Raw genomic sequence first — 22,771 nt, 5'->3', positions numbered from 1 at the left:
ACGGGCGTTTTGTCTTGGGCCGGTCATCCGGTCGGTATGAACGCATTTCGAAAGGTACGAAACAAATGGCTCAAGGCACGGTCAAGTGGTTCAACGCCGACAAGGGGTTCGGCTTCATCACCCCCGACGGCGGTGGCCAGGACGTGTTCGCCCACTTCTCGGCAATCGCGGCCACCGGCTTCCGCTCGCTGGAGGAGAACCAGCGGGTGGAGTTCGACATCGAGCAGGGCCAGAAGGGCCCGCAGGCCGCCAACATCCGCGTGATCTGATCCTTCACATCCCGGGGCGGGCCGGCCGCTTGGGGGTCTTCGACCCCCTCGCTACGGCTCGTCCCGGATCCCTTCGCTCGCCAGGTCGGTCGAGCGGCTGACCGGTGCCCATTTGCGGGCCTCGGCGAGCCGCTCCTCCTCGTGTGCCAGTGCGATCTCGAGCGCGTCTTTGCCGAGGATCAGGCGGCGCGGGTGCTCCTGGCCGTGCACCAGGTCGACGATCGCCTGTGCCATCCGGGCCGGGTCGCCGGGCTCGTTGCCGGCATAGCTGGTGAACCTCTCCTGCCACATTCCGACGGTCTCCGCGTAGTCGGGGGCGGTCGGACCAGACGTCCGCGCGGCGCCGGCAGCCCAGCCGGTGCGGATGCCACCGGGCTCGACGATCGTCACCTTGATGCCCAGCGGCGCCACCTCGTTGGCCAGCACCTCGGAGAAGCCCGCGACACCGAACTTCGCGGTCTGGTACGCGCTGAGCCCGGGCGTGCCGCCGACCCGGCCGCCGATCGACGAGACCTGGACGACATGGCCGGACCGTTGGCGCCGCAGGACGGGCAGCGCGGCCCGGGTCACGTTGACCACGCCGAACAGGTTGGCCTCGATCTGCGCCCGGAACTCGTCCTCCGGGAAGTCCTCGATCGTCCCGGTGGTGGCGTAGCCGGCGTTGTTGACCACGACGTCGAGCGAGCCGAACCGGTCGACCACCGCCCCCACCGCGGCCCTGGTCTCGGCGGCGGAGGCGATGTCGACAGCCAGGGTCATGAGCCGATCCGGGTATGCGGCCCGCAGCTCCGGCAGGGCGTCCGCCAGCCTGGAGGTCGCCGCCACCCGGTCACCCGCGGCCAGCGCGGCCTGGGTCAGCGCCCGACCGAGGCCCTGCGAACCACCGGTGATCAACCACGTGCGTACCATCGCGAAACTCCCATGTCATGTCTTAGCTTGCTCGAAGAGTAAGACACTGACGTGGCACTAATTATTTCCTGAGCCGCAGATGTGACGTGGATGACGGATCAACCGCGGCACGGGTATGGTTCGAACCACCATGAGAGCTGACGCCGCCCGCAACCTCGCCGAAGTCCTGCGCGCCGGCGCCCGGCTGCTGGCCGAGGACCCGGGCACACCGCTGTCGGCGATCGCCACCGCGGCCGGGGTCGACCGCAGCACCGTCCACCGCCGCTTCGCGACCCGCGAGGCCCTGCTCAGCGCCGTCTTCGAAGCCAAGCTCGACTCGTCGGAGCAGGTGCTCGACGAGGCCCGGCTCACCGAGGCACCGGTGGCGGTCGCGCTGCACCGCTATGTGGAGGGGATCGTCCCGGTCAGCCGGGAGTGGCCGGTCACGACCCGCCAGATGATGCGCGCCGACCCGGCCGCCGACCGTCGGGCCGCGGGGCAGAGCAGGCGGCTCGACGCGTTCGTCCAGCGGGCCGCCGACGAGGGCCTGCTGCGCGCCGACGTGCCGGCGGCCTGGTCGCGGGCCGTCCTCGACCAGTTGGTGCGGACGATGGCCTACGACTTCCCGGACGTGACCCCGCCGCAGGCCGCCGACCTGGTCGTCGACACGCTGCTCAACGGCGTGGGCCGCTGAGCCCTGGTCAGCCCTTGACCGCTCCCTGTAGGCCGCCGACGATCTGCTTCTCCGCGAACGTGAAGAAGAGCAGCGCCGGCAGCATCGCCAGCGAGGTGAAGGCCAGGATGCCGGCGGTGTCCGACGTGTACTGGCTGCTGAAGTTCTGCACGCCCAGCGGCAGGGTGTGCAGGTTGACGTCGCTGAGCACCAGCAGCGGCAGCAGGAACGCGTTCCAGCTCGCGACGAACGCGAGCACGCCGACCGTGACCAGCGCCGGCTTCGAGAGCGGCAGCGTGATCCGCCACAGGAAGCCGAGCCGGCCCGTGCCGTCGATGGCGGCCGCGTCCTCCAGCTCACGCGGGATGGCGGTCAGGAACGGGCGCAGGATCACGATCGTGATCGGCAGCGAGAACGCGACCTGGGGCAGGATCACCGCCCAGTACGAGTTGGTCAGGTTGAGGTCGCGCAGCATGAGGTAGAGCGGCAGGATCGCGGCGCCGGCCGGGAAGAGCAGGCCGAGCGTGAAGAACGTGAACAGCGCCTCCCGCCCGCGGAACGTGTAGCGGGCCAGCACGTAGGCCGCGGACACGCCGAGCGCCAGGACCAGGAGCGTGGTGCCGATCGCGACGACCGCGCTGTTGAACGCCTGGCCCCAGAAGTCGCTCTGGGTCAGCACGCGCCGGTAGTTGTCCCAGACCCACGGGTCCGGCAGCCCGGCCGGGTCGGCGACGATCTGCGGTGTGGTGCGGAACCCGCCCACGATCACGTAGACGACGGGTGCGATCGACACGGCGGCGACCGCGAGCGCGAGCGCGTACGTGACCGGGCTCGCCCAGGTGATGGGACGGCGCGACATCAGTTCGCCCTTCCGGTGATGGCACCCTGGATGTCGCGGCGGAGCAGGAAGCGCTGGAACAGCAGCGCCGCGACGAACGAGATGACGAACAGGATCACCGCGACCGCGTTGCCGTAGCCCCAGAGCCGGGCGAAGAAGCCGTTGTCCACCATGTACGTCGCCATGGTGTTCGAGGCGCCCAGCGACCGGACCGCGGGCACCGAGGTCACCCAGATCACGTCGAAGACCTGCAGCGAGCCGATCATCGACAGGAACATCCAGATGCGGATCGTCGGGCCGAGCAGCGGGAGCGTGACGTGCCGCTGGATCTGCCACCAGCCGGCGCCGTCGATCGCGGCGGCCTCGGTCAGCTCGTGCGGCACGTTGGACAGGCCGGCCAGCAGCAGGATGATCGCGAAGCCGACATACTTCCAGGTGAGCACGAACAGCAGCGTCCAGATGACGATGTCGAGGTCGGCGAGCCACGCCTGCACCAGGCCGCCGAGGCCGAGCGAGCGGAACAGCGCGTCCATCGTGCCGCCGTCGGTCAGGATCAGCTTCCACATGATGCCGACGGTGACCTCGGCCAGCACGTACGGCACGAAGACCAGCAGCCGGAAGACCGTGCGGCCGCGGAACCGGCGGTTGAGCAGCAGCGCCACGCCGAGCGCGATCGGGCCCTGCACGAGCAGCGAGCCGACCACGATGATGGCGTTGTTGCGCAGCGCGTCGATGAAGATCGGGTCCTGGAACGCCAGCACGTAGTTGTCGAAGCCGACGAAATTGGTCGGCGCTCCGACGCCGCGCCACTTGTAGAGGCTGTAGTAGACCGCGAAGCCCATCGGCACGAGCACGAACATGACGTAGACGACGAGCGCCGGTGTGGTCAGCCCGATGATCTCGTACCACTTGCGGCGGGTCTCGGCGGCCCGGTTGGACCGCGTGGCGGACCCGAACCCCGCCGGCGGGGCGCCGGCGAGGCTCGGGGTCGACTTGATCGAGGTCACTTCTTGGCAGCCGACTTCATCGCGTCGACGACCTGCTGAGGTGTGCCGTTGCCGGCGAAGATGGCGACGATGGCGTCGTTCATCGCGTTGCCGACGGTGCTGCCGAACGCGGTGTCCAACCAGAGCTGGACGTAGGTGGCGCTGGAGGTGGCCTCCAGGATGGACTTCAGCGCCGGGTCCTGCACGCCGGCCTCGGCGCCCTTGGCCACCGGCAGGCCGGTGCCCGTCTCCGCGTACCCCTTCTGCACCTCGGGGCTGACGATGTACTTGAGGAACTCGACGCACTCCGCCGGCGCGTTCTTGGCGCAGGCGAAGCCGTCGCCGCCGCCGAGGGCCGCCTTCGGGTCACCCGCCGAGCCGGACAGCGCCGGCACCGGGAACCAGCCGAGGAACTTGGCGAGCTTCGCCGGGTCCTGCGCGACGGTCTCGAGCGTGCCCTTGTTCCAGTCGCCCATCAGCTCCATCGCGGCCTTGCCGTTGGCCAGCAGGCCGTTGGCGCTGGTCGGGTCGTTCTGGCCGGGGGTGGCGATGAAGTTGTTCTGGAACGGCTTGGTGTCGATGAAGGCCTTCAGGTCCTCGCCGGCCTTGACGAAGCACGGGTCGTCGAAGGTGAGGTCGACGGACGCCTTCTTCAGCGTGTCCACCGAGCAGGACCGCAGCGCCATGTTGTACCACCAGTGCGCCGCCGGCCACTTGTCACCGGCGCCGACCGCGATCGGGACGACGTTGATCGCCTTGAGCTTGGTGACCGCGTCGTTGAGCTCCTCGAACGTCGTCGGCGGAGCAGAGATGCCCGCCTGCGCGAACATGTCCTTGTTGTACCAGATGCCCTCGATGCCCATCCGGAACGGCAACCCGTACTGCTTGCCGTCGACGGCCCAGATCTCCGCCGCGCTGCCGATGTTGCCGACCTCGGCGGTGACCTGGCTCGTGATGTCCTTGAGGTAGTCGGCCTCCACCTGCTCGCGGATCTCGCCGCCGCCCCACGCCTGGAAGATGTCCGGCGGGTCGCTGGTCAGCAGCGCGGCAGGGAGCCGGGTGCGCTGGAGCTGGTTGGTCTCGATCGCCTCGATCTCGATCTTGACCGTCGGGTGCAGCTTGGTGAAGTCGTCGGCGACCTTCTGCCAGTAGGTCTTGCCGGGACCGTCCTGTGAGGCGTTGTGCCACCAGGTCAGCGTGACGGGGTTCTTGAACAGGTCGCTGGCAGCGGGTTCTTCCTCGTCGCCCCCACCGCCGCAGGCGGACAGGGCGAGCGCGCTGGTCATGAAAATCGCAAGAAAGGCCTTAGCACGGTGCTTGATTGCCATCGATGTCTCCTCGACCGGTCAGTCGCGGTGCTCGGCATTGACGGCGAGTTTTGCAGTCGTTTCGGGCCAGTGTCAATCGTTATCGATATCGGTTTCGAAACGCTCCGGAAACCGGCGGCGTGGCCATCTATAGTCATCCGCGTGGCGTTCCCGCAGCGTGTGAAGATGTCGGACGTGGCCCGCACGGCCGGCGTCTCGGTGGCCACCGTGTCCAAGGTCGTCAACGGCCGCTACGGCGTGGCCCAGGCGACCGTCGAGCGCGTCCAGCAGGTCATCCACCAGCTCGGCTACGAGGCGAGCCTGGGCGCGCAGGGCCTGCGCAGCCACCGCACCAACGTGCTGGGCATCCTGGTCGCCGAGTTCGAGCCGTTCTCCACCGAGCTGCTCAAGGGCGCTTCGAAGGAGGTCGCGGGCACGGGCTACCAGCTGCTCGCCTACTCCAGCGGCGACGGCGGCGGCACGTCCATCGGCTGGGAGCGGCGCTCGCTGGCCCGGCTCTCCGGCACGCTGATCGACGGCGCGGTGATCGTCACCCCGACGGTGGTCGAGACCAAGCAGGACTTCCACGTCGTGGCCGTCGACCCGCACACCGGCCCGTCCGGGCTGCCGACGATCGACTCCGACAACTTCGCGGGCGCGGTGCTCGCGACCAACTACCTGCTCTCGCTCGGCCACCGCCGGATCGGCCACCTGTCGGGCCGCCCCGACCTCGAGTCGGCCCGGTTGCGCGAGGCGGGCTTCCGCCGGGCGATGGCCGACGCCGGCGTGCCGGTCGACGAGAGCCTCGTCCGGATCGGCGGTTTCCGGGTGGAGAGCGCCGCGGGCGCCGCCGCCGAGCTGCTCGCGCTGCCGGACCGGCCGACCGCGGTGTTCGCGGGCAACGACCTCTCCGCGATCTCCACCATGGACGTCGCCCGGAGCATGGGCCTGGCCATCCCCGACGACCTGTCCGTGATCGGCTTCGACAACGTGCCGGAGTCGGCGTCGGTCAGCCCGCCGCTGACCACCATCATGCAGCCGCTGCAGCAGATGGGCGCCGAGGCGCTGCGGCTGCTCGTCGACCTGATCGCGGGCGTCGAGCGCGACACGCACATCCGGCTGCCCACCGAGCTGGTCGTGCGGTCCTCCTGCGGCCCGGCCCGCGACTGACTCACGGGATCAGCGGCAGGCCCAGGTCCCAGAGGCGGTCGGCGGACACCGGGTCGAGGGCGTGTGCGGCCACGCCGGGGGTCGGGTCGCCGCCACCGGGTACGACCGGCGACTCCCGGTTGTCCTCGAAGTACCGCCCGGTCACGCCGGCCACGGTCGGCGACGCGGCGAGCAGCACCGAGGTGGCGGCGCCCTCGGCGGGCGTCTTGAAATGCGCCGGCACGAGCAGCTCGCCGGCCTCGTCCATCGCGCCGAACGCCCGCATGGTCTCGGCCGGGAGGTAGCGCTGGAGCTTGGTGTGGATCGAGCCCGGCGCCACCGCGTTCGCCACGATGCCGTCGGCCGCCCAGCGCTTGGCGATGGCGACCGCGAGCAGCACGTCGGCGGACTTCGACTGGCCGTAGGCGGACCACGGCTCGTACGCCCGGCGGGCGAAGTGCGGATCCGCGAAGTCGACCGGGTGCGCCAGGTGTGCGCCGGAGCTGAGCGTCACCACCCGGGCCGCGCCGCTGGCCGCGAGGGCGCGGTGCAGCCCGTACGCGAGCGCGAAGTGCCCCAGGAAGTTGGTCGCGAGGTGGAGCTCCCAGCCGGCGGGCGTCAGGCGCCGCTCCGGCAGCGCCATGACGCCGGCGTTGGCGACCAGCACGTCCAGCGGCCCGTCCCAGCCGGCGACGAACGCCGCGACGGAGTCGAGGTCGGCGAGGTCGAGCGGGCGGGCGAGCACGCGCCCGGCGCCCGGGACGGCGGCGAGCTCGTCGGCGAGCGGCTTGGCGTCGGCCGGCCGGCGGGTGGCGACGGTGACCTCGGCGCCGGCGGCGGCGAGGGCACGGACGGTCTCCACCCCGATGCCGGAGGCGCCGCCGGTGACGATCATCCGGCGGCCGGTCAGGTCGACGCCGGCGAGGATCCGGTCGGGGGTGGTGCGGGGATCGAACTCAGTCATGGCCGCTACGCTACGAAGCGAAACCCGGACGATGAATAGTTCAGCGTGCAGCCCTCTTTAGCGAGCGTCCAACCATGGATCCTTTGGAAGATGTCCTCACCCTGATCGGCGCCACCGGCCACCTGTCCACGGGCATGGTCGCGGGTGGGCGCTGGGGCCTGCGGTTCAACCCGCTGGACGGCGTGAAGTTCAACGCCGTGCGCCGCGGCCGGTGCGTGCTCACGGTCGACGGCCTGCCCGACCCGATCCCGCTCGCGGCCGGCGACTGCTTCCTGCTCACCCGCCCGGTGCCGTTCGGCCTGGCCAGCGCCGCCGACGTGCCGCTGGAACCGGCCGACCCGGTGTTCGCCCGCGCGCGGGACGGCGTGGCCCGGGTCGGCACGGCCGACGAGGTCACGCTGCTCGGCGGCCGGTTCAGCTTCCGGCACCGGGCCCGGGCGCTGCTGCTCGACGGCTTGCCCCCGGTGATCCACGTGCCCGCCGAAACCGTCGAGGCGGACGCCGTGCACTGGGCGATCGACCGGATCGACGGCGAGGTGCGCCGCCGGCAGGTCGGCGCGACGCTGGTCGCCGAGCACCTCGCCGTGGTGATGCTGATCCAGGTGCTGCGCTTTCACCTGTCGGCCGCGGCCGCGCCGGCCACCGGCTGGCTGGCCGGTCTGACGGACCCGGTGGTCGGCCCGGCGCTGCGGGCGATGCACGCCGACCCGGCGCAGCGCTGGACGGTCGAGTCGCTGGCCGAGGCCGCCACGGTGTCCCGGTCGACGCTGGCGGCCCGGTTCCGCCGGGTCATCGGCAAGGGCCCGCTGGACTACCTGACGGGCTGGCGGGTCGAGCTGGCGGCCGACCGCCTGCGCCGCGACGACGGCACGCTGGCCACCATCGCGCGTGACGTCGGTTACGGATCGGAGAGCGCGCTGAGCGTGGCGTTCAAGCGCGTAACCGGGGATTCACCTTCCGGTTACCGGTCGGCTGTGCACTCCGACTGACATCACACGGATCCCGTGCATCGCTCCAGGTGCCGGCAACCGTCTCTAGCGGTGTCGGAGGGAGCGGCCGGGTGAAACCTGCTGACGAGGACGCGTTCCGGGAGTTCGTGGCGTCGCGCATGCCGGCGTTGCGGAAGCTCGCGTACGTCACGTGCGGTGACTGGCACGCCGCGGAGGACGCGGTGGCCAACGCCCTGGCGAAGCTCTACCCGCGGTGGGGCGGGCTCGACCGGCCGGACCTGTACGCGAAGACCATGGTGGTCCGCGCGGCGATCGACGAGACCCGGCGGCCGTGGTGGCGCCGGGAACGCGCGGCCGGCGACGCGATGCCCGACGTGGCCGAGTCCGACCCGATCGGCGAGACCGACGAGGGCCTGCGGGTCCGGGCGGCGCTGCGTGCGGTGCCGGCCCGCCAGCGGGCCGTGCTGGTCCTGCGGTACTACCTCGACCTGACCGCCGAGGAGGCCGCGGAGGTGCTCGGCATCCGCGCACCGACGGTACGCAGCCAGACCAGTCGCGGCCTGGCGAACCTGCGCGAAGCCCTGGCCGCCGGCGGCATGGCCCTCGACGAAACTTCGGAACCGGGAGCGTGGAGAGATGCGAGTGAAGGACGTAGTGGACCTGGCCGTCTCCACGGAGCCGCCGCCGCGCTACGGCGTTGAGGAGATCGTCGCACAGGGCAAACGCGTGCAGCGGCGCCGCCGCGCGCGAGGTTGGGCGGCGTCCGGGACGGCCGCGCTGGCGGTGCTCGGTGTCGTCGCCACCGTCGTAGCGCAGGGCGGCGCCAAGCCGGCGCAGGAGACGGCTGCCGCGCTGACCGTGCCGGCGGCCGGTCCGCCGTTCTCCTTCACGGTCGCCGGGTACAAGGTCGGCAAGTTGCGGGTGGCGCCGCCGATCGACGTGTCGACGGCATATCAGATCTCCCCGGTGTACGCGGACGACATGGTCACGAACGACCGCGCGGTCGACGAGAGCGAACCGTCCACGGACCAGGGGCCGACGCTGTACGCGTATCTGACGGTGTACCGGCCCGGCGCCTACGAGCCGGGCAAGCTGGCCAAGGGCACCTCGGTGACCATCGCCGGCCGGCCCGGGCTGGAGCTGGGCACGTTGGGCAAGGGCACGCACGTCCGCACGCTCGCCTGGCAGTACGACACGGACGCCTGGGCGGTCATCGACGCGTACTCGTCGACGGGCGACAACCCGACGGCGACCCAACTGCGGGAGTTGGCGGCCGGCCTGCGTGGCGCCGCGCCCACCCCGGCCCGGGTTCCGGTCACCGTGGGCCACGTACCCGCCGGATACGAGCTCGGTGAGGTCTCGATGCACGCGATAACCGGGCTCAACGGCATCGCGTCCGCCCGCGACGGCGACCACGCCGGCCTGCTCTTCGCCAAGCCGGCGTTGCCGACGACCGGCCTCACCACCCCGCACGGCGGCGTCGACGGCGTCGACGTGCCCGGCACGTTCACGATCTACGTCGTGCCGGCCCGGAACGCCAACCAGTCGCCGTCGCCCGGGATCAGCTGCCTGCGCGACTTCTGCAACCGCTGGTCCGCGGACGGCGCCACGCAGATGCAGGTCGTCAGCACCGGCCCGCGCCGCCTGCCCGAGGCCGAGCTGATCAAGATCCTGAACGGCCTGACCCTGGGCGACGTCTCCGACGACCGCACCTGGACCGAGGTCACCGCCGCCCTGCCGTGACCGCCGGGCTGGAGCGCCTCAATCCCGCAGGCGCTCCAGCCCGTCGAGCAACAGGTCCACTGTGAACTCGAACTCGACCTGGCTGTCACACCAGCCGAGGGTGGGGTCGGTGGCGCTGTGCAGCTCGTGCGCCACCATGGCGGTCAGGTTGGGCAACGCCTCGGCCATCGCCGCCAGGTCGGCCTCGGCGGCGTCGGTGTCGGCCGCCGCGGGGCTGAACACCTCCTGCGCGAAGCCGAACGGCAGGCTGCCGAACGCGTGGATCGCCCGGTGCGCCAGATGGTGTGAGAACCCGCCGGCGACCAGCGTGCCGACGATGCCGTCGTAGTAGGCGAAGGCCGTCGCGGGGATCGTGCGGCGCGTGGTCAGCAGGCCCGGTGCCCAGGGGTGGCGCAGCATGACCCGGCGCGCGGCGAGGAACTGTTGCCGCAACCGGGACCGCCAGTCGCCGCCGCCGGGGTCGGCCGCGGCGGTGATCTCCGCGAGCACCGCGGCCAGCACGTCGTCGAGCAGCGCTTCCTTGCTCGGCACGTAGAAGTAGAGCGACATGGCCTCGACGCCCAGGTCGGTGGCGAGGCGGCGCATCGTCAGCGCCTTGATGCCCTCCGCGTCGGCCAGGTCGACGGCGGCGGCGAGCACCTTCTCGCGGTTGAGCGGCTCCCGGAATGTCTTCACTGCCATCAGCTTCCCATTGACCTCCCGGTCATCTTACCATGTAAGGCACCTTACAAGGTAAGGCGACTCTTCGACGGGAGCGACGACCATGCATCCGCTGATCCGCACCGCCCGGTGGACCGGGCTGTTCTACCTGGGGCTCGCCGTCGCCGGCGGCCTCGGCTTCCTGTTCGTCCGGTCGCGGCTCTTCGTCGCCGACGACCCCGCCGCGACCCTGGCCAACCTGCTCGACCACGGCGCGCTGGCCCGCACCGGCGTCGCGCTCGAGGTGCTCACGGTGCTCACCCAGGCGCTGGCCGCCGCGTGGTTCTACCGCCTGTTCCACCAGGTCAACCGCTACGCAGCCGCCGCGATAGCCGCCTTCGGCCTGGTCAACGCGGTCGCCATCCTGGTCAGCGCGGCGCTGCTGGCCACGGCTCTCGACGTCACGGGCGACGCCGCCACGGTCCAGCTCCTCTACCTGATCAGCGGCAACCTATGGTCGGTCGGCGGCCTGTTCTTCGGCCTGTGGCTGATCCCGATGGGCTGGTGCGTGCTGGAATCCGGCTGGATGCCGCGCACCCTGGGCTGGATCCTGATCGGCGGCGGCGCCGGCTACGTGCTCAGCGCCTTCATCCGGTACGCCCTCCCGGGCGGCGAGCCGCTCGCGGACGCACTGGCCTATCCGGCGACGGTCGGCGAGCTCTGGATCGTCGGCTACCTACTCCTGCGCGGCGTGCGACGCAATGCGTCCAGCGTGCCCCCTGAAGCCGCTGACCAGGGAGTTCACAGGATCAGTCATTAATCTCCTTCACGTCCGGGGCCGACGTGGTGCCGGTGTGACGGATGGGTTGGACCGATGCGGCGACGCAGATCACGACGGATCCTGATCGGTGTGCTGGCGACACTTCTCGTGCTCGGCGCGGGCGGCGGGATCGGGGGCTGGGCGTACGCCCGCTCGCTCAACAACCACGTGGCCCGCACCGACGCGTTCAAGGGCGTCCCCGAGGCGAGCCGGCCGACGCCCGCGGTCGAGGGCGCGCTCAACGTGCTGCTGCTCGGCAGCGACTCCCGCGACCCCGACAACACGTCGGACTCCCGCACCGACACGATCATGCTGATGCACGTCGACGCCGACCACAAGAAGGCCGAGCTCATCTCGATCCCCCGGGACACCTGGGTGTTCGTGCCGACCTCCCCCGACGGGCGCAACGGCAACACCATGGCGAAGATCAACGCTGCGTACGCCTGGGGCGGCACGCCGTTGACCGTGCAGACCGTCGAGGGGTTCACCGGCGTGCACATCGACCACGTGGCGCTGATCGACTTCGCCGGCTTCGCGCAGGTGACCGACGCGCTCGGTGGCGTGGATATGAAGATCGAGAAGACCATCAAGTCGATCCACAAGCCGTACCGGACGTTCGAGAAGGGCACCCAGCACCTCGACGGCGCCGAGGCGCTCGACTACGTGCGCCAGCGCTACCAGTTCGCCGACGGCGACTTCAGCCGCGAGCGCCACCAGCGGGAGTTCCTGCAGGCGCTGCTGGACAAGGCCACCAGCACCGGCACGGTGGCCAACCCGGTGAAGCTCAACGGCTTCCTCCAGGCGGTGACCAAGTCGCTCACCGTCGACCAGGACTTCGACCTGGTCGGCACCGCGGTCGAGCTGCGCGGCCTGCGCAGTGCCGACCTGACCTTCATGGGCAGCCCCAGCGCCGGCACCGCGACCCGCAACGGGCAGAGCGTGGTGCTCTCCGACAAGACCAAGGCGAGCGCCCTCTACCAGGCGGTCGCGGACGACACGATCCAGCAGTATCTGGCGGCCAACACCTAGCGGGTCGCGGGCTCGTGGAACAGGCGGGTGCCTGAGCCCCGGCGTTTGGCCTCGTACATCGCCTCGTCGGCGTCGCGCAGCAGAGCCTCGATCGGCTTGTCGGTGCTGACCGCGACACCGACGCTGGCGCCCGGACGCATCGTCCGGCCGCCGATCGACAGCGGCCGCCCGAGCACCTCGACGATGCGCCGGGCGGTGGCCATCGCGGCCGGCGCGGTCGTGTCGGCCAGGATGACGGTGAACTCGTCACCACCGAACCGGGCGACGGTGTCGGCCGGGCGCACGCTGCGCCGCAGCCGCCTGGCCGCGACCCGCAGCAGGTCGTCGCCGGCCTGGTGGCCCAGGCGGTCGTTGACCTCCTTGAACCGGTCGAGGTCGAGCAGCAGCACCGCGGTGCCCTGACCGCGGGCGCCGGGGTCGTGCAGCGCCTCGGCCCGCTCGTTGAACAGCGCGCGGTTGGCCAGGCCGGTCAGCGGGTCGTGGTTCGCGTCGTGCCGGAGCCGGTTCCGCAAGGTCACGGTGTCGGTGACGTCGCGGACGTTGAGCACGACTCCCCCGACCGCCGGGTCGGCGACGCGACCGGTGGCGATGACGTTGAGCCAGACGGCGGCGCCGTCCCCGCGCCGGGCTTCGAGCTCGAACGAGCGGCTGTCCGCCCGCCCGGCCAGCACCGGCGCGAGGAGCCGATCGAAGCGGCGGCGGTCGCGGGGCCGCACCACCTGGCCCGCCCGCCGGCCGACCGCCGCGGCCGGGTCCTGCCCGAGGACGGGCCGCAGGGCGGGCGTCCCGTAGGTGACCGTCCCGCCCGGGTCGAGCACCAGCGTCACGTCCGAGGAGTGCTCCACCAGCGACCGGAACCAGCGCTCCTGCTGGCCCACCGCGTCGATCGACCGGTCGAGCTGGCCGACCAGCCGGGCGTTCTCGATCAGCAACAGATCCTGGCGCAGGATGATCAACCCGGCGATGACGACCGTGCCCATCGCGGCGGCCCAACTGCGCACTGTGAAGCCCTCGTCCGCCAACTGCCCCACCAGCAGCACCTGGGTGACGGCGAGCGCGGCCAGCGGCACGAACAGCCGGGCCCGCCGGCCGGGAGGACCCGCCGGCCGCTTTCGCCCCACGCGTTCCAGGCACGGCGCGGCGGCCAGCAGCAGCGGCGGCACCAGCCGGGCGATCAGCACCGCGCGCAGGTCGTCGACGCCGGCGACCTGCGGGTTCAGCGCCCGTTCGAGACCGTGCAGCGTAAAGGCGGCCCCTATCGCGAGGCCGGCGGGCGTCGTGAACGGCGCCTCGCCCGTCACCAGCAGGCGGACGACCGCGAAGGCCGAGACCAGCATGATGATCGCGCCGATCGCCGTCCACGCCCGCTGCTCGTGCGACTCGGCCTGCAGCGCGCCGCTGAGCGCGACGGTCCAGACGAAAACGGCGGCCGCCACCAGCACACAGCCGGCCTCGAGCCACAGCCCGCGCCGTTCCCGGCCGCGATCGGGCGGCAAGGGACCCAGCATGAAATACAGCAGCCAGGCCGAGCCGATGGTCAGCAGCGCCGATGGTGCGGTCCAGACGGCGCTGTTCCGCGTCGGTTCGACGACCACGTCGACCGCGCGCAACAGCGAGCTGATCGTGAAGATGACCCCACTGACCGTCGCCGCGCGCCAGAACCGGCGGGACGCCGGGCGGCGTCGGCCGTCGACCGACAACCGCCACGACAGCCACGTGAACACCAACGAACTGGCCGCCTGCGTCGACCACGAGGCGACCCCGGGCGCGGAGCCGACCGCGATCGCGATGGTCGCGGCGGCGAACGCGGCCAACAGCGCCCACAGCCAACCCTGGCGTAGCAGTTTCCACTCCCGTACCGTCACCGAACTCGCAAACATTCATCAGACCACGCGGGCTGTCCCACATGGGCCGGGTACGCGAATCCGCCCCGGCGGCGGCAGGCCTAGGGTGGCGCCATGCCCGCTATCGGAACCTCCGTCTACACCCCCGCCGACGACCGCTACGCCGCGATGTCCTACCGCCGGAGCGGCCGCAGCGGCCTCAAGCTGCCCGCCATCTCGCTGGGCCTCTGGCAGAACTTCGGCGGCGAACGGCCGCTGGAGACCCAGCGCGCGATCGTCCGGCGCGCCTTCGACCGCGGCGTCACGCACTTCGACCTCGCCAACAACTACGGCCCGCCGTACGGGTCGGCGGAAGAGGCGTTCGGTCGGCTGCTGGCCAGCGACCTGCGGCCGTTCCGGGACGAGCTGGTCATCTCGACGAAGGCCGGCTACGACATGTGGCCCGGCCCCTACGGCGACCTGGGCTCCCGCAAGTACCTGCTGGCCAGCCTCGACCAGAGCCTGGCCCGGATGGGGCTCGACTACGTCGACATCTTCTACTCCCACCGGTTCGACCCGGAGACGCCGCTGGAGGAGACGATGGGCGCGCTGGACGCGGCCGTCCGCGCGGGCAAGGCGCTCTACGTCGGCATCTCGTCGTACTCCCCGGCCATGACCGAGAAGGCCGCCCGGATCCTGCGGGAGATGGGCACGCCACTGCTCATCCACCAGCCGTCGTACTCGATGCTCAACCGCTGGATCGAGGACGGGCTGCTCGACGTGCTCGACCGGGAGGGCGTCGGCTGCATCGGTTTCTCGCCGCTGGCACAGGGCCTGCTGACCGACCGGTACCTGGACGGCATCCCGGACGGCTCCCGCGCCGCCCGGCCGGGCTCGTTCGACGCGGCCTGGCTCACCGACGAGAACCTGGGCAAGATCCGGGCCCTCGACGAGATCGCCCGTGGCCGCGGCCAGTCGCTGGCCCAGCTCGCGCTGGCCTGGACCCTGCGCGACAAGCGGATGACCTCGACGCTGATCGGCGCGAGCAGCGTGGCCCAACTCGACGACAGCCTGGCCGCACTGGACAATTTGGACTTCACGCCGGACGAGCTCGCCGAGATCGACCGCTACGCCACGGAATCCGACCTCAACATCTGGGCCCGCTCGTCGCAGGCTGGTTAGCTGATCTTCGATACCGTTGACCCGTGAGTGACTACGGGGCACGGCTCGGCATCGACTTCGGGACGTCACACACGGTCGCGGTGCTCGCCTCACCGGGCGAGCCCGCCCGGACGATCCTGTTCGACGGCTCGCCGCTGCTGCCGTCGGCGGTCTGCCTCGACCCGCAGGGACGGCTCGTGGTCGGGCGCGATGCCATCCACCTCGGGCTGTCGATGCCGGCCGGGTTCGAGCCCACGCCGAAACGCCGCATCGACGACGGCACGGTGCTGCTCGGCGAGCGCGAGGTTGCGGTCGAAGAGCTGGTCGCCGCGGTCCTGGGCCGGGTCTTCGAAGAGGCGAAGCGGGTTGCGGCCGGGCCCGTCACGAGCACGACGCTGACCTTCCCGGCCGCCTGGGGCACGCAGCGCCGCGACCTGCTGCGGGCGGTCGCCGAGCGGACGTTGCCGGCGGTCCGCCTGGTCGCCGAGCCGGTGGCCGCCGCGAGCTTCTTCGCGGATCGGGCACTGCCCGTCGGCCAGTGCGCACTGGTGTACGACTTCGGCGGGGGGACGTTCGACGCGTCGGTGGTGCGCCGGCACACCACGGGCTTCGAGACGGTCGCGACCGAGGGGCTGGCCGACTGCGGCGGTCTCGACGTCGACGCCGCGATCATCGACCACCTCGGCGGCACGGTGGGCCGGCGCGACGAGGCGAGCTGGCGGCGGCTGACGCACCCGTCCGACGTGGCGGAACGCCGGGCCAGCCGGCAGCTCTGGGACAACGTGCGCGCCGGCAAGGAGATGCTCTCCCGCGCCACCACGACGCTCGTACACGTGCCGCTGATCGACGCCGACGTGCCGCTCGGCCGGGAGCAGCTCGACAAGCTGACCGCGCCCATCCTCGCCCGCACCGTCGCGGCGACGCGGGCGGCGCTGACGGCGGCCGGTGTCGCCGACCGCGAGCTCGGCGCGGTCTATCTGGCCGGCGGTTCGAGCCGCATGCCGTCGGTCGGCACGCTGCTGCACCGGGAGCTGGGCAGCACGCCCACGCAGGTGGACCAGCCGGAGCTGGTGGTCGCCGAGGGCAGCCTGCGCGGGTCGCCCGAGCCCGAGAGCGCCGACCCGGCCGCGCCACCGGTGGCCGCGCGGGCACGGCCCAAGCGGGTGGCGCTGTGGTCCGGGCTCGCGCTGGCGGTGCTGCTGGTGGGCGGCATCGCGCTGGTGCCCACGCTCGGCGACGGCCCTGGCGGTGACCCGAGTGCCGCCGCGACGACGAACGTGCCCGCGCCGGCCGCGTCGTCGCCCGGCACCCCGTCACCGTCGGCGTCGGCTCAGTCCAAGGTGGACTCCTGCGTGCTCGGCCGCTGGCGGCTGACGTCGGGAACCCTGACCAACGAGATCGACGGCAACGCCACGCAGTTCCACGGCGGCGCGGGCAAGGTCGCGACCTATCGCGCCAACGGCACGGTGACCAACGACTACAGCAGGAGCGGCGCGTTCGAGGCGACGGTCAACGGCGCCAAATGGCGGCTGGTCTACCGCGGCAGCGCCACGGCGAACGTGCGGCACGAGCGCGGCTACGAGTACATCAGCGGAATCAAGGCCAAGGGCACCTGGTACTTCACCCGCAACGGCCAGCGCCGGAACTCCGGCCCGCTCGACCTCCTCACGGACCGGGCGAAGTATGCCTGCGAAGAGAACTCGCTGACGTTCTACTACAGCAACGGCACCGAGGAGTACGCCAAGATCGGCTAGCGCGGCGCCGGGCCGGTCGAGTCGCGGACCACCAGGGTGTGGCCGGTCGAGCGGCGGCGGGCCCGGGCCGACTTCGGTTTGAGGGCCAGCTCCAGCGCCATCCGGCCCATGTCGGTCATCGGCAGCCGGACGGTGGTCAGGGCGGGTGCCAGGTCGGCCGCGACCGAGACGTCGTCGAACCCCACCACGGACATGCGTTTCGGCACCGAAATTTTCTGTCCACGAAGGACCGACAGGACGCCCATCGCCATCGCGTCGTTGAGGGCGATGACGGCCGTCGTGTCGGGATGGTCGCGCAGGATCCGCTCCGCCGCCTGGCAACCGCCGTCACGGGTGAAGTCCGTGTGCACCACGGGCAGGCCGTCGGGGTCGAGGCCGCGCTCCCGCACCGCCCGCCGCACCCCGGCCATCCGGTCGGTGACCGTGGTCAGCCCCGCGGTGCCGGCCGCCACCGCGATCCGGCGGTGGCCCAGGTCGAGCAGGTGCGCGCCGAGCGCCCGGCCGCCGGCCTCGTTGTCGGGCAGCACCGCGTCGACGCCCAGCGCGTGCCGCCCGATCACCGCCACCCGGCCGCCGAGGTTCTGGAACGCGGTCAGCTCCGCCTTGGTCTCGGCCTCGATCGCCGGGTCGTTGTAGCCGGAGCCCGCGATGACGATGACGCCGACCCGCTGCGCGATCAGGTGGCGGATCTGCCGCAGCTCGTAGTGCGGGTCGCGGCCGGAGTGGCAGATCTGCACCATCAGCCCCTGCTCGCCGGCGACCTGGATGACCCCGCCGGCGATCTCCGAGAAGTACGGGTCGTCGACCTGGTGCACGACGAGCCCGACCGAGGAGCTGGCGCCGCCCGCGAGCGTCCGCGCGTAGGGGTTGGCCACGTAGCCCAGCTCGGCCGCCACCTGGCGGACCCGGCTCGCGACCTCCTCGCTGACCCCGTCGCGGCCGGTGAGCGAGCGGGACGCGGTCGCCAGCGAGACGCCCGCGCGTTCCGCGACGTCGACCAGCCGCAACCGTGGACCAGGCTTGGGCATCTGCTCTCCCGGCGAACATCGATGCAACGACACCTTTGACTATTGCCAGTGGCGCATGACACAGCCTAGGCTACGAAAGCGCTTTCGCAAGCGCTTCCGTCCCCGGCTCGAAGGAGCGTCCGGAGATGACGATCCGCACGACGAAACGAACGAGATGGGCCACCGCAGTCGGCGCGACCCTCGCACTCGCGCTCGGCGCCTGCGGCGGCGACGAACCAGAACAGGCCTCCACCGACGATCCCATCGTCGTGGGCATCTCCCTGCCGCTGACCGGAGACTTCTCCGAGCCCGGCAAGGGTGTCCAGCGTGGCTACGAGGCCTGGGCGAAGATCACCAACGACAAGGGCGGCCTGCTCGGCCGCCAGATCGAGCTGAAGGTCCTCGACGACCAGTCCAACGCCGACCGGGTGGTGGCCGACTACGAGCAGCTGATCGGCAGCGACCAGGTCGACATCGTGGTGGGTCCGTTCTCGACCCGCCTGGTCGTGCCGGCCGCCCGCGTGGCCGAGGAATACGGCATGCTCTTCGTCGAGCCGGCCGGCGCGGCCGCCGAGGTCTTCCAGCAGGGCTTCAAGAACCTGTTCTACGCCGCGCCCGCGGTGGCCAGCGACCACTACAACCACCTCGCCGAATACCTGCTCGCCCTGCCGGCCGGGCAGAAGCCGACCACGGTCGCCTACGCGGCCATGGACGACCCGTTCGCACAGGGCACCGCCTACGGCCTCAAGGCCAAGCTCGAGGCGGGCGGCGTCAGGACGGTCGTCGACGAGGTCTACCCGCCGAACACCACCGACTTCAGCAGCATCGCCGCGAAGATCGCGACGTCGAAGGCCGACATGGTGGTGGGCGGCTCGCAATATCAGGACGGCGTCAACCTGATCGTCGCCCTGCAGCAGCTCAACTACCAGCCGAAGCTCGCGGCGTTCTCGACGGCGCCGACGAGCCCCGAGTTCGCGGCCGCGATCGGCAACAAGACCGAGGGCATCCTGTCCCCCACGGGCTACACGCAGGACGCGCCGTACGAGAGCAACAAGGAGTTCGTCGAGAAATACACGGCGCAGTTCGGGTCGCCGCCCGAGGAGGACGAGGCCAACGCCTACACCACGGGCCAGGTCGTGGCCGCCGCCATCACCGCGGTCGGCTGCGCCGAGCAGGGCGACTGCCAGAAGAAACTGGTCGACTGGGTACGCGCCAACAAGGTCGAGACGGTCGTCGGCCCGCTGTCCTGGGACGAGACCGGCAAGCCGCAGGGCGCGCACATGATCCAGCAGTGGGTCGGCGGCGAGATCAAGATCGTGCTGCCGGCCGACGCGAAGGAGACCGACGTCGTCTACCCGAAGCCGGCCTGGTGAGCGCAATGCCGTCCGGCGCCCTGCTCTTCCAGAGCGTCATCCTCGGCCTGCTGCTGGGAGGGCTCTACGCCCTCCTGGCGGCGGGGCTGACGCTCTACTTCGGAATCATGCGGGTCGTGATGATCGCCCACTCGGCGTTCCTCATCCTGGCCGCCTATCTCGCCTGGTGGTCGCACACCGAGCTGGGCGTCGACCCGCTGCTGTCGATGGTCGTGACCGTCCCGCTGTTCTTCGCCGCCGGGGTGCTGCTGCAACGGCTGCTGCTCGCCCGGCTGCGGCCGGTCACCCTGACGATGATGTCGGTGCTGCTCACGTTCGCGATCGCGGTCGTCATCGAGGGCCTGCTCGGCTACGTGTTCTCGGGCACGCAGCGGCGCATCCAGCTCGGCTACGGCTCGGCGAGCCTCGAGCTGTTCGGTGCCCGGATCGCGGTGGTCAAGCTGATCGCGTTCGGGCTCGCGGCGGTCGCCCTGCTCTCGCTCTACCTGGTCATGAAGAAGACCGCGTTCGGGTGGGCGCTGCGGGCGACGATCCAGCACCGTGACGCCGCCCGGCTCGTCGGCATCGACACCGACCGGGTCGCCGGCTTCGGTTTCGGGCTCGGGCTGGCCACGGCGGCGATCGGCGGCACGGCGCTGTCGCTCGACACCACCATCTACCCGTCGCTGCACTGGCACTGGATCGGGCCGCTGATGGCCATCATCGTGGTCGGCGGCCTGGGCAGCGTGCCGGGCGCGGCCGCCGCGGCGATGGTGCTCGGGCTGGCACAGAGCCTGTTGCAGATCGAGCTGGGCACCACCTGGGCGCAGACGGTGTTCTACATCGCGCTGTTCCTCACGCTCGCGGTGCGGCCGCAGGGATTCTTCGGAGGTCGCCTTGCCCAGCGTTTCTGAGCGGCTCGTGACGCCGGGCCGGGCCGCCGGTGGGGTCGCGCTGGTGGCGTTCGCCGCGGTCGCCCTCGCGTACCCGTCGATCGCGCCCAATCCCTATCTCCTGTCCGTCGGCATCGTGGTGCTCAACTACGCGGTGCTCTCGACGAGCTGGAACTTCGTCGGCGGGTTCACCGGCTACATCTCGCTCGGCCACGGCGCCCTGGCCGGTCTCGGCGCCTACGGCACCGGCCTGCTGGTCACCAAGGGCGGGCTGCCGAGCTTCGGCGCGCTGGTGGTGGCGGCACTGCTGGTGGCGGCGTTGGCGGTGCCGATCGGGTACGCGGCCCTGCGCGTCCGCGGCGCCTCGTTCGTCATCGTCTCGATCGCGCTGGTGCTCGTCACCCTGCTGGTGTTCCAGAGCTGGGCGTCGTTCACCGGCGGCTCGCGCGGGCTCAACGTGCCGCGCCCGTTCCCGGGCATGCTGCGCCCCGAGCACCACCGGGTGTTCTTCTACCTGTTCCTCGCGCTGCTCGCGGTCGCGCTGCTGGTCTGGTGGCTGATCGACCGCTCGCGGTTCGGGCTCGGCCTCAAGGCGATCCGGGAGGACGAGGACAAGGCCGAGGCGTTGGGCACGCCGACGTTCGCGTACAAGCTGGTCGTCTTCGTGGTCTCGGCGTTCTTCACCGGGCTGGCCGGCGGGCTCTACGCGCTCTGGTTCGGCGACCTCGACCCGATCTTCCAGTTCTCGATCCTGACCGGTTCCTACATGGTGCTGATGGCGCTGCTCGGCGGCGTCCGCAACCTGTTCGGGCCACTGGTCGGGGCCCTGGTCGTCGGTGTGGCCCTCGAATACTTCAAGGTCGAGTTCGGCAACACGCCGCTGCACCTGGTGGCCACCGGCGTCCTGCTCGCGCTCGTCGTGCTGTTCATGCCCGACGGCGTGCTGCCCGCGCTCGGCTCTCTTCTGCGCCGGCTCGACCGCACCACCGACAGCTCCATCCGCGAAGTCACGGCCGCCGAGCTGGCGGCGCAGCGCATCGGGGGTGAACAGCATGCGCAGTCTCGAAACGGTTGAGCTGACCAAGGCGTTCGGCGGCAACGTCGTGCTCGACAAGACCACGGTGAGCTTCCGGCACGGCAAGGTGAACGCGCTGATCGGGCCCAACGGCTCCGGCAAGACGACGTTCTTCAACTGCGTCACCGGGATGATCCGGCCCGACAGCGGCCGGGTGTTGTACGGCGGCGCCGACATCACCCGCCGCGCGCCGCACGCGATCGCCCGCGCCGGGATCGGCCGCACGTTCCAGCTCTGCCGGGTCTTCCCGCGGATGACGGTGCTCGACAACGTGCTCGCGGCGGCCAGGCCGGCCAACCTGTTCCGGGGTGCCCGCGGACGCGCCGAGGTCGACCGGGCCCGGGGTTGGCTGACCAAGCTCGGCATCGAGCACCTGGCCGGCGCCGAGGCCCGCAACCTGTCATGGGGCCAGCAGAAGCTGCTGGAGCTGGCGGGCGTGTTGATGAGCGAGCCCGAGACCGTGCTGCTCGACGAGCCGGCCGGCGGCGTCAACCCGGCGCTGCTCGACCGGATCGGCGGCCTGGTCCGGGAGCTCAACGCCGAGGGCCGCACGTTCGTCATCGTCGAGCACAACATGGACCTGGTGATGAGCATCAGCGACCACATCGTGGTGTTCGACCGCGGCCGGCCGATCGCCGAGGGCCCGCCGGCGGCGATCCGCTCCGACGAACGCGTGTTGGGAGCCTACCTTGGTGTCTGAGATCGAGCTCGTCGACGTGCAGGCGGGTTACGGCCGCGCCGCTCCCGTCCTACGTGGACTGTCCGTCGCCGTGCCCGCCGGCACGATCGTCTGTCTGGTCGGCCCCAACGGCGCCGGCAAGTCCACGGTCCTCAAGGTGGCCAGCGGCCTGCTGGCGCCGCGGTCCGGCGCGATCCGGGTCGGCGGCGTCGACGTCACCGGCCAGGGTCCACAGCGGATGCTCGCCAGCGGCGTCGCCCACGTGCTGCAAGGGCACAGCGTGTTCGCCGAGATGACCGTGGCCGAGAACGTGCTCCTCGGCGCGTACACCATCAAGGACAAGGCGCGGGTCGCCCGGCGCTGCGATTTCGTCCGTGACCTGTTCCCGGTGGTCGCGCAGCGGTGGACCACGCTGGCCGGGCTGCTCTCCGGCGGCCAGCAGAAGCAGGTCGAGTTCGCCCGCTCACTGATGGTCGACCCCAAGGTGGTGCTGCTCGACGAGCCGTCCATGGGCCTCGACCCCAAGGCCACCAGCACGGTGTTCGAGCAGGTCGTCCGGATGCGCGACGCCGGCACGGCCGTGCTGCTGGTCGAGCAGAACGCCCGCCGCGCCCTGGAAACGGCCGACATCGGCTGCGTCCTCGACCTCGGCCGCGTGCACATCTCCGGCCCGGCGGCCGAGCTGCTCGCCGACCCAGCCCTGGCCGACCTCTACCTCGGCGGCCGTCCCGCCGAGCCACTGCACTAGCGGCAACCGGCCCCACGCCCACCG

23 protein-coding genes are annotated in these 22,771 nt (G+C 71.2%); 15 read left to right on the top strand and 8 right to left on the bottom strand.

The window, feature by feature from the left end; translation table 11 throughout:
• Positions 1-65: 65 nt before the first annotated feature.
• Entirely contained in the window at positions 66-269 is a 204-nt protein-coding gene (cspE, locus tag Air01nite_RS06630) for a transcription antiterminator/RNA stability regulator CspE (protein ID WP_203701007.1), read from the top strand.
• A 51-nt stretch (positions 270-320) separates the two neighbouring features.
• Here cspE and Air01nite_RS06625 read toward each other — a convergent pair whose 3' ends face one another.
• A complete protein-coding gene (locus tag Air01nite_RS06625) occupies positions 321-1,178 on the bottom strand; it encodes an SDR family NAD(P)-dependent oxidoreductase (protein WP_203701005.1) in 858 nt (285 codons plus the stop codon).
• Positions 1,179-1,308: 130 nt separating this feature from the next.
• On the opposite strand from Air01nite_RS06625, the gene Air01nite_RS06620 reads away from it, so the two are divergent.
• Entirely contained in the window at positions 1,309-1,851 is a 543-nt protein-coding gene (locus Air01nite_RS06620) for a TetR/AcrR family transcriptional regulator (protein ID WP_203701004.1), read from the top strand.
• A gap of 7 nt (positions 1,852-1,858) precedes the next feature.
• Here the strand turns inward: Air01nite_RS06620 and Air01nite_RS06615 are convergent, their stop codons facing one another.
• Genes Air01nite_RS06615 through Air01nite_RS06605 form a run of 3 tightly spaced genes read right to left on the bottom strand, consistent with a single transcriptional unit; the run spans position 1,859 to position 4,940 of the window.
• A complete protein-coding gene (locus Air01nite_RS06615) occupies positions 1,859-2,689 on the bottom strand; it encodes a carbohydrate ABC transporter permease (protein ID WP_203701003.1) in 831 nt (276 codons plus the stop codon).
• Entirely contained in the window at positions 2,689-3,675 is a 987-nt protein-coding gene (locus Air01nite_RS06610; protein WP_203701002.1) for a carbohydrate ABC transporter permease, read from the bottom strand. The genes Air01nite_RS06615 and Air01nite_RS06610 overlap by 1 nt, the downstream gene beginning before the upstream one ends.
• Positions 3,672-4,940: an ABC transporter substrate-binding protein gene (locus Air01nite_RS06605; RefSeq protein WP_239090540.1), complete on the bottom strand. Its 1,269-nt coding sequence runs from the start codon at positions 4,938-4,940 to the stop codon at positions 3,672-3,674. The genes Air01nite_RS06610 and Air01nite_RS06605 overlap by 4 nt, the downstream gene beginning before the upstream one ends.
• A 183-nt stretch (positions 4,941-5,123) precedes the next feature.
• On the opposite strand from Air01nite_RS06605, the gene Air01nite_RS06600 reads away from it, so the two are divergent.
• Complete coding sequence (locus Air01nite_RS06600) at positions 5,124-6,131, top strand: LacI family DNA-binding transcriptional regulator (protein ID WP_203701000.1); 1,008 nt, start codon at positions 5,124-5,126, stop codon at positions 6,129-6,131.
• A gap of 1 nt (position 6,132) precedes the next feature.
• On the opposite strand, the gene Air01nite_RS06595 is transcribed toward Air01nite_RS06600, so the two are convergent.
• Positions 6,133-7,074, bottom strand: coding sequence for an SDR family NAD(P)-dependent oxidoreductase (locus Air01nite_RS06595; protein WP_203700998.1), 942 nt, complete (start codon positions 7,072-7,074; stop codon positions 6,133-6,135).
• Between the two features lie 74 nt (positions 7,075-7,148).
• Here Air01nite_RS06595 and Air01nite_RS06590 point away from each other — a divergent pair, with 74 nt between their 5' ends.
• The 3 genes from Air01nite_RS06590 (at position 7,149) to Air01nite_RS06580 (ending at position 9,767) form a co-directional block, all read left to right on the top strand.
• Positions 7,149-8,063, top strand: coding sequence for an AraC family transcriptional regulator (locus tag Air01nite_RS06590; RefSeq protein ID WP_203700997.1), 915 nt, complete (start codon positions 7,149-7,151; stop codon positions 8,061-8,063).
• 71 nt (positions 8,064-8,134) lie between these two features.
• Positions 8,135-8,725: a SigE family RNA polymerase sigma factor gene (locus Air01nite_RS06585; protein WP_203700996.1), complete on the top strand. Its 591-nt coding sequence runs from the start codon at positions 8,135-8,137 to the stop codon at positions 8,723-8,725.
• Entirely contained in the window at positions 8,667-9,767 is a 1,101-nt protein-coding gene (locus Air01nite_RS06580; RefSeq protein ID WP_203700995.1) for a hypothetical protein, read from the top strand. Before Air01nite_RS06585 ends, Air01nite_RS06580 begins: the two co-directional genes overlap by 59 nt.
• 18 nt (positions 9,768-9,785) lie before the next feature.
• On the opposite strand, the gene Air01nite_RS06575 is transcribed toward Air01nite_RS06580, so the two are convergent.
• Positions 9,786-10,448 (bottom strand): TetR/AcrR family transcriptional regulator, encoded by a 663-nt coding sequence (locus Air01nite_RS06575; protein WP_203700994.1) that lies wholly within the window; start codon positions 10,446-10,448, stop codon positions 9,786-9,788.
• Between the two features lie 82 nt (positions 10,449-10,530).
• Between Air01nite_RS06575 and Air01nite_RS06570 the strand changes: the two genes are divergently transcribed.
• On the top strand, positions 10,531-11,226 hold the full coding sequence (locus Air01nite_RS06570; RefSeq protein ID WP_203700993.1) for a DUF4386 domain-containing protein: 696 nt from the start codon (positions 10,531-10,533) through the stop codon (positions 11,224-11,226).
• A gap of 54 nt (positions 11,227-11,280) precedes the next feature.
• A complete protein-coding gene (locus tag Air01nite_RS06565; RefSeq protein ID WP_203700992.1) occupies positions 11,281-12,255 on the top strand; it encodes an LCP family protein in 975 nt (324 codons plus the stop codon).
• Here the strand turns inward: Air01nite_RS06565 and Air01nite_RS06560 are convergent.
• Positions 12,252-14,120 carry a diguanylate cyclase domain-containing protein gene (locus Air01nite_RS06560; RefSeq protein ID WP_203700990.1) on the bottom strand — a complete coding sequence of 623 codons (1,869 nt, stop codon included), beginning with the start codon at positions 14,118-14,120 and terminating at the stop codon, positions 12,252-12,254. The two genes, Air01nite_RS06565 and Air01nite_RS06560, sit on opposite strands and share 4 nt — an antisense overlap.
• Positions 14,121-14,213: 93 nt before the next feature.
• Here Air01nite_RS06560 and mgrA point away from each other — a divergent pair, with 93 nt between their 5' ends.
• Together mgrA and Air01nite_RS06550 are read left to right on the top strand one after the other, a co-directional pair.
• Entirely contained in the window at positions 14,214-15,260 is a 1,047-nt protein-coding gene (mgrA, locus tag Air01nite_RS06555) for an L-glyceraldehyde 3-phosphate reductase (RefSeq protein WP_203700989.1), read from the top strand.
• Between the two features lie 23 nt (positions 15,261-15,283).
• Positions 15,284-16,993 carry an Hsp70 family protein gene (locus Air01nite_RS06550; protein ID WP_203700987.1) on the top strand — a complete coding sequence of 570 codons (1,710 nt, stop codon included), beginning with the start codon at positions 15,284-15,286 and terminating at the stop codon, positions 16,991-16,993.
• On the opposite strand, the gene Air01nite_RS06545 is transcribed toward Air01nite_RS06550, so the two are convergent.
• Complete coding sequence (locus Air01nite_RS06545; RefSeq protein WP_203700986.1) at positions 16,990-18,021, bottom strand: LacI family DNA-binding transcriptional regulator; 1,032 nt, start codon at positions 18,019-18,021, stop codon at positions 16,990-16,992. The genes Air01nite_RS06550 and Air01nite_RS06545 overlap by 4 nt on opposite strands.
• A 125-nt stretch (positions 18,022-18,146) precedes the next feature.
• Between Air01nite_RS06545 and Air01nite_RS06540 the strand changes: the two genes are divergently transcribed.
• From Air01nite_RS06540 to Air01nite_RS06520, 5 genes are read left to right on the top strand one after another with little or no spacing between them, the layout of a single operon-like run.
• Positions 18,147-19,373, top strand: a complete 1,227-nt coding sequence (locus Air01nite_RS06540) for an amino acid ABC transporter substrate-binding protein (RefSeq protein ID WP_203700985.1) — start codon at positions 18,147-18,149, stop codon at positions 19,371-19,373.
• A 5-nt stretch (positions 19,374-19,378) separates the two neighbouring features.
• Positions 19,379-20,266, top strand: a complete 888-nt coding sequence (locus tag Air01nite_RS06535) for a branched-chain amino acid ABC transporter permease (protein WP_203700983.1) — start codon at positions 19,379-19,381, stop codon at positions 20,264-20,266.
• Positions 20,250-21,320, top strand: a complete 1,071-nt coding sequence (locus Air01nite_RS06530; protein ID WP_239090539.1) for a branched-chain amino acid ABC transporter permease — start codon at positions 20,250-20,252, stop codon at positions 21,318-21,320. The genes Air01nite_RS06535 and Air01nite_RS06530 overlap by 17 nt, the downstream gene beginning before the upstream one ends.
• The gene (locus tag Air01nite_RS06525) at positions 21,298-22,020 is read left to right on the top strand and encodes an ABC transporter ATP-binding protein (protein ID WP_203700981.1); all 723 of its coding nucleotides are present in this window, start codon (positions 21,298-21,300) and stop codon (positions 22,018-22,020) included. Before Air01nite_RS06530 ends, Air01nite_RS06525 begins: the two co-directional genes overlap by 23 nt.
• The gene (locus Air01nite_RS06520; protein ID WP_239090538.1) at positions 22,013-22,747 is read left to right on the top strand and encodes an ABC transporter ATP-binding protein; all 735 of its coding nucleotides are present in this window, start codon (positions 22,013-22,015) and stop codon (positions 22,745-22,747) included. The genes Air01nite_RS06525 and Air01nite_RS06520 overlap by 8 nt, the downstream gene beginning before the upstream one ends.
• Positions 22,748-22,771 lie beyond the last annotated feature (24 nt).

The organism is Asanoa iriomotensis (assembly GCF_016862515.1).
GTDB lineage: Bacteria > Actinomycetota > Actinomycetes > Mycobacteriales > Micromonosporaceae > Asanoa > Asanoa iriomotensis.
Note: the sequence above shows the minus strand (reverse complement) of the source record. Positions and strands in the feature narration are given on the sequence as shown.

What these genes read in the sequence shown, in the direction of transcription:
- cspE (WP_203701007.1), top strand. Translation starts at nt 66, where the DNA reads ATGGCTCAAGGCACGGTCAAGTGGTTCAACGCCGACAAGGGGTTCGGC.
- Air01nite_RS06625 (WP_203701005.1), bottom strand. Translation starts at nt 1,178, where the DNA reads ATGGTACGCACGTGGTTGATCACCGGTGGTTCGCAGGGCCTCGGTCGG.
- Air01nite_RS06620 (WP_203701004.1), top strand. Translation starts at nt 1,309, where the DNA reads ATGAGAGCTGACGCCGCCCGCAACCTCGCCGAAGTCCTGCGCGCCGGC.
- Air01nite_RS06615 (WP_203701003.1), bottom strand. Translation starts at nt 2,689, where the DNA reads ATGTCGCGCCGTCCCATCACCTGGGCGAGCCCGGTCACGTACGCGCTC.
- Air01nite_RS06605 (WP_239090540.1), bottom strand. Translation starts at nt 4,940, where the DNA reads ATGACCAGCGCGCTCGCCCTGTCCGCCTGCGGCGGTGGGGGCGACGAG.
- Air01nite_RS06595 (WP_203700998.1), bottom strand. Translation starts at nt 7,074, where the DNA reads ATGACTGAGTTCGATCCCCGCACCACCCCCGACCGGATCCTCGCCGGC.
- Air01nite_RS06590 (WP_203700997.1), top strand. Translation starts at nt 7,149, where the DNA reads ATGGATCCTTTGGAAGATGTCCTCACCCTGATCGGCGCCACCGGCCAC.
- Air01nite_RS06575 (WP_203700994.1), bottom strand. Translation starts at nt 10,448, where the DNA reads ATGGCAGTGAAGACATTCCGGGAGCCGCTCAACCGCGAGAAGGTGCTC.
- Air01nite_RS06570 (WP_203700993.1), top strand. Translation starts at nt 10,531, where the DNA reads ATGCATCCGCTGATCCGCACCGCCCGGTGGACCGGGCTGTTCTACCTG.
- Air01nite_RS06565 (WP_203700992.1), top strand. Translation starts at nt 11,281, where the DNA reads ATGCGGCGACGCAGATCACGACGGATCCTGATCGGTGTGCTGGCGACA.
- mgrA (WP_203700989.1), top strand. Translation starts at nt 14,214, where the DNA reads ATGCCCGCTATCGGAACCTCCGTCTACACCCCCGCCGACGACCGCTAC.
- Air01nite_RS06545 (WP_203700986.1), bottom strand. Translation starts at nt 18,021, where the DNA reads ATGCCCAAGCCTGGTCCACGGTTGCGGCTGGTCGACGTCGCGGAACGC.
- Air01nite_RS06540 (WP_203700985.1), top strand. Translation starts at nt 18,147, where the DNA reads ATGACGATCCGCACGACGAAACGAACGAGATGGGCCACCGCAGTCGGC.
- Air01nite_RS06535 (WP_203700983.1), top strand. Translation starts at nt 19,379, where the DNA reads ATGCCGTCCGGCGCCCTGCTCTTCCAGAGCGTCATCCTCGGCCTGCTG.
- Air01nite_RS06525 (WP_203700981.1), top strand. Translation starts at nt 21,298, where the DNA reads ATGCGCAGTCTCGAAACGGTTGAGCTGACCAAGGCGTTCGGCGGCAAC.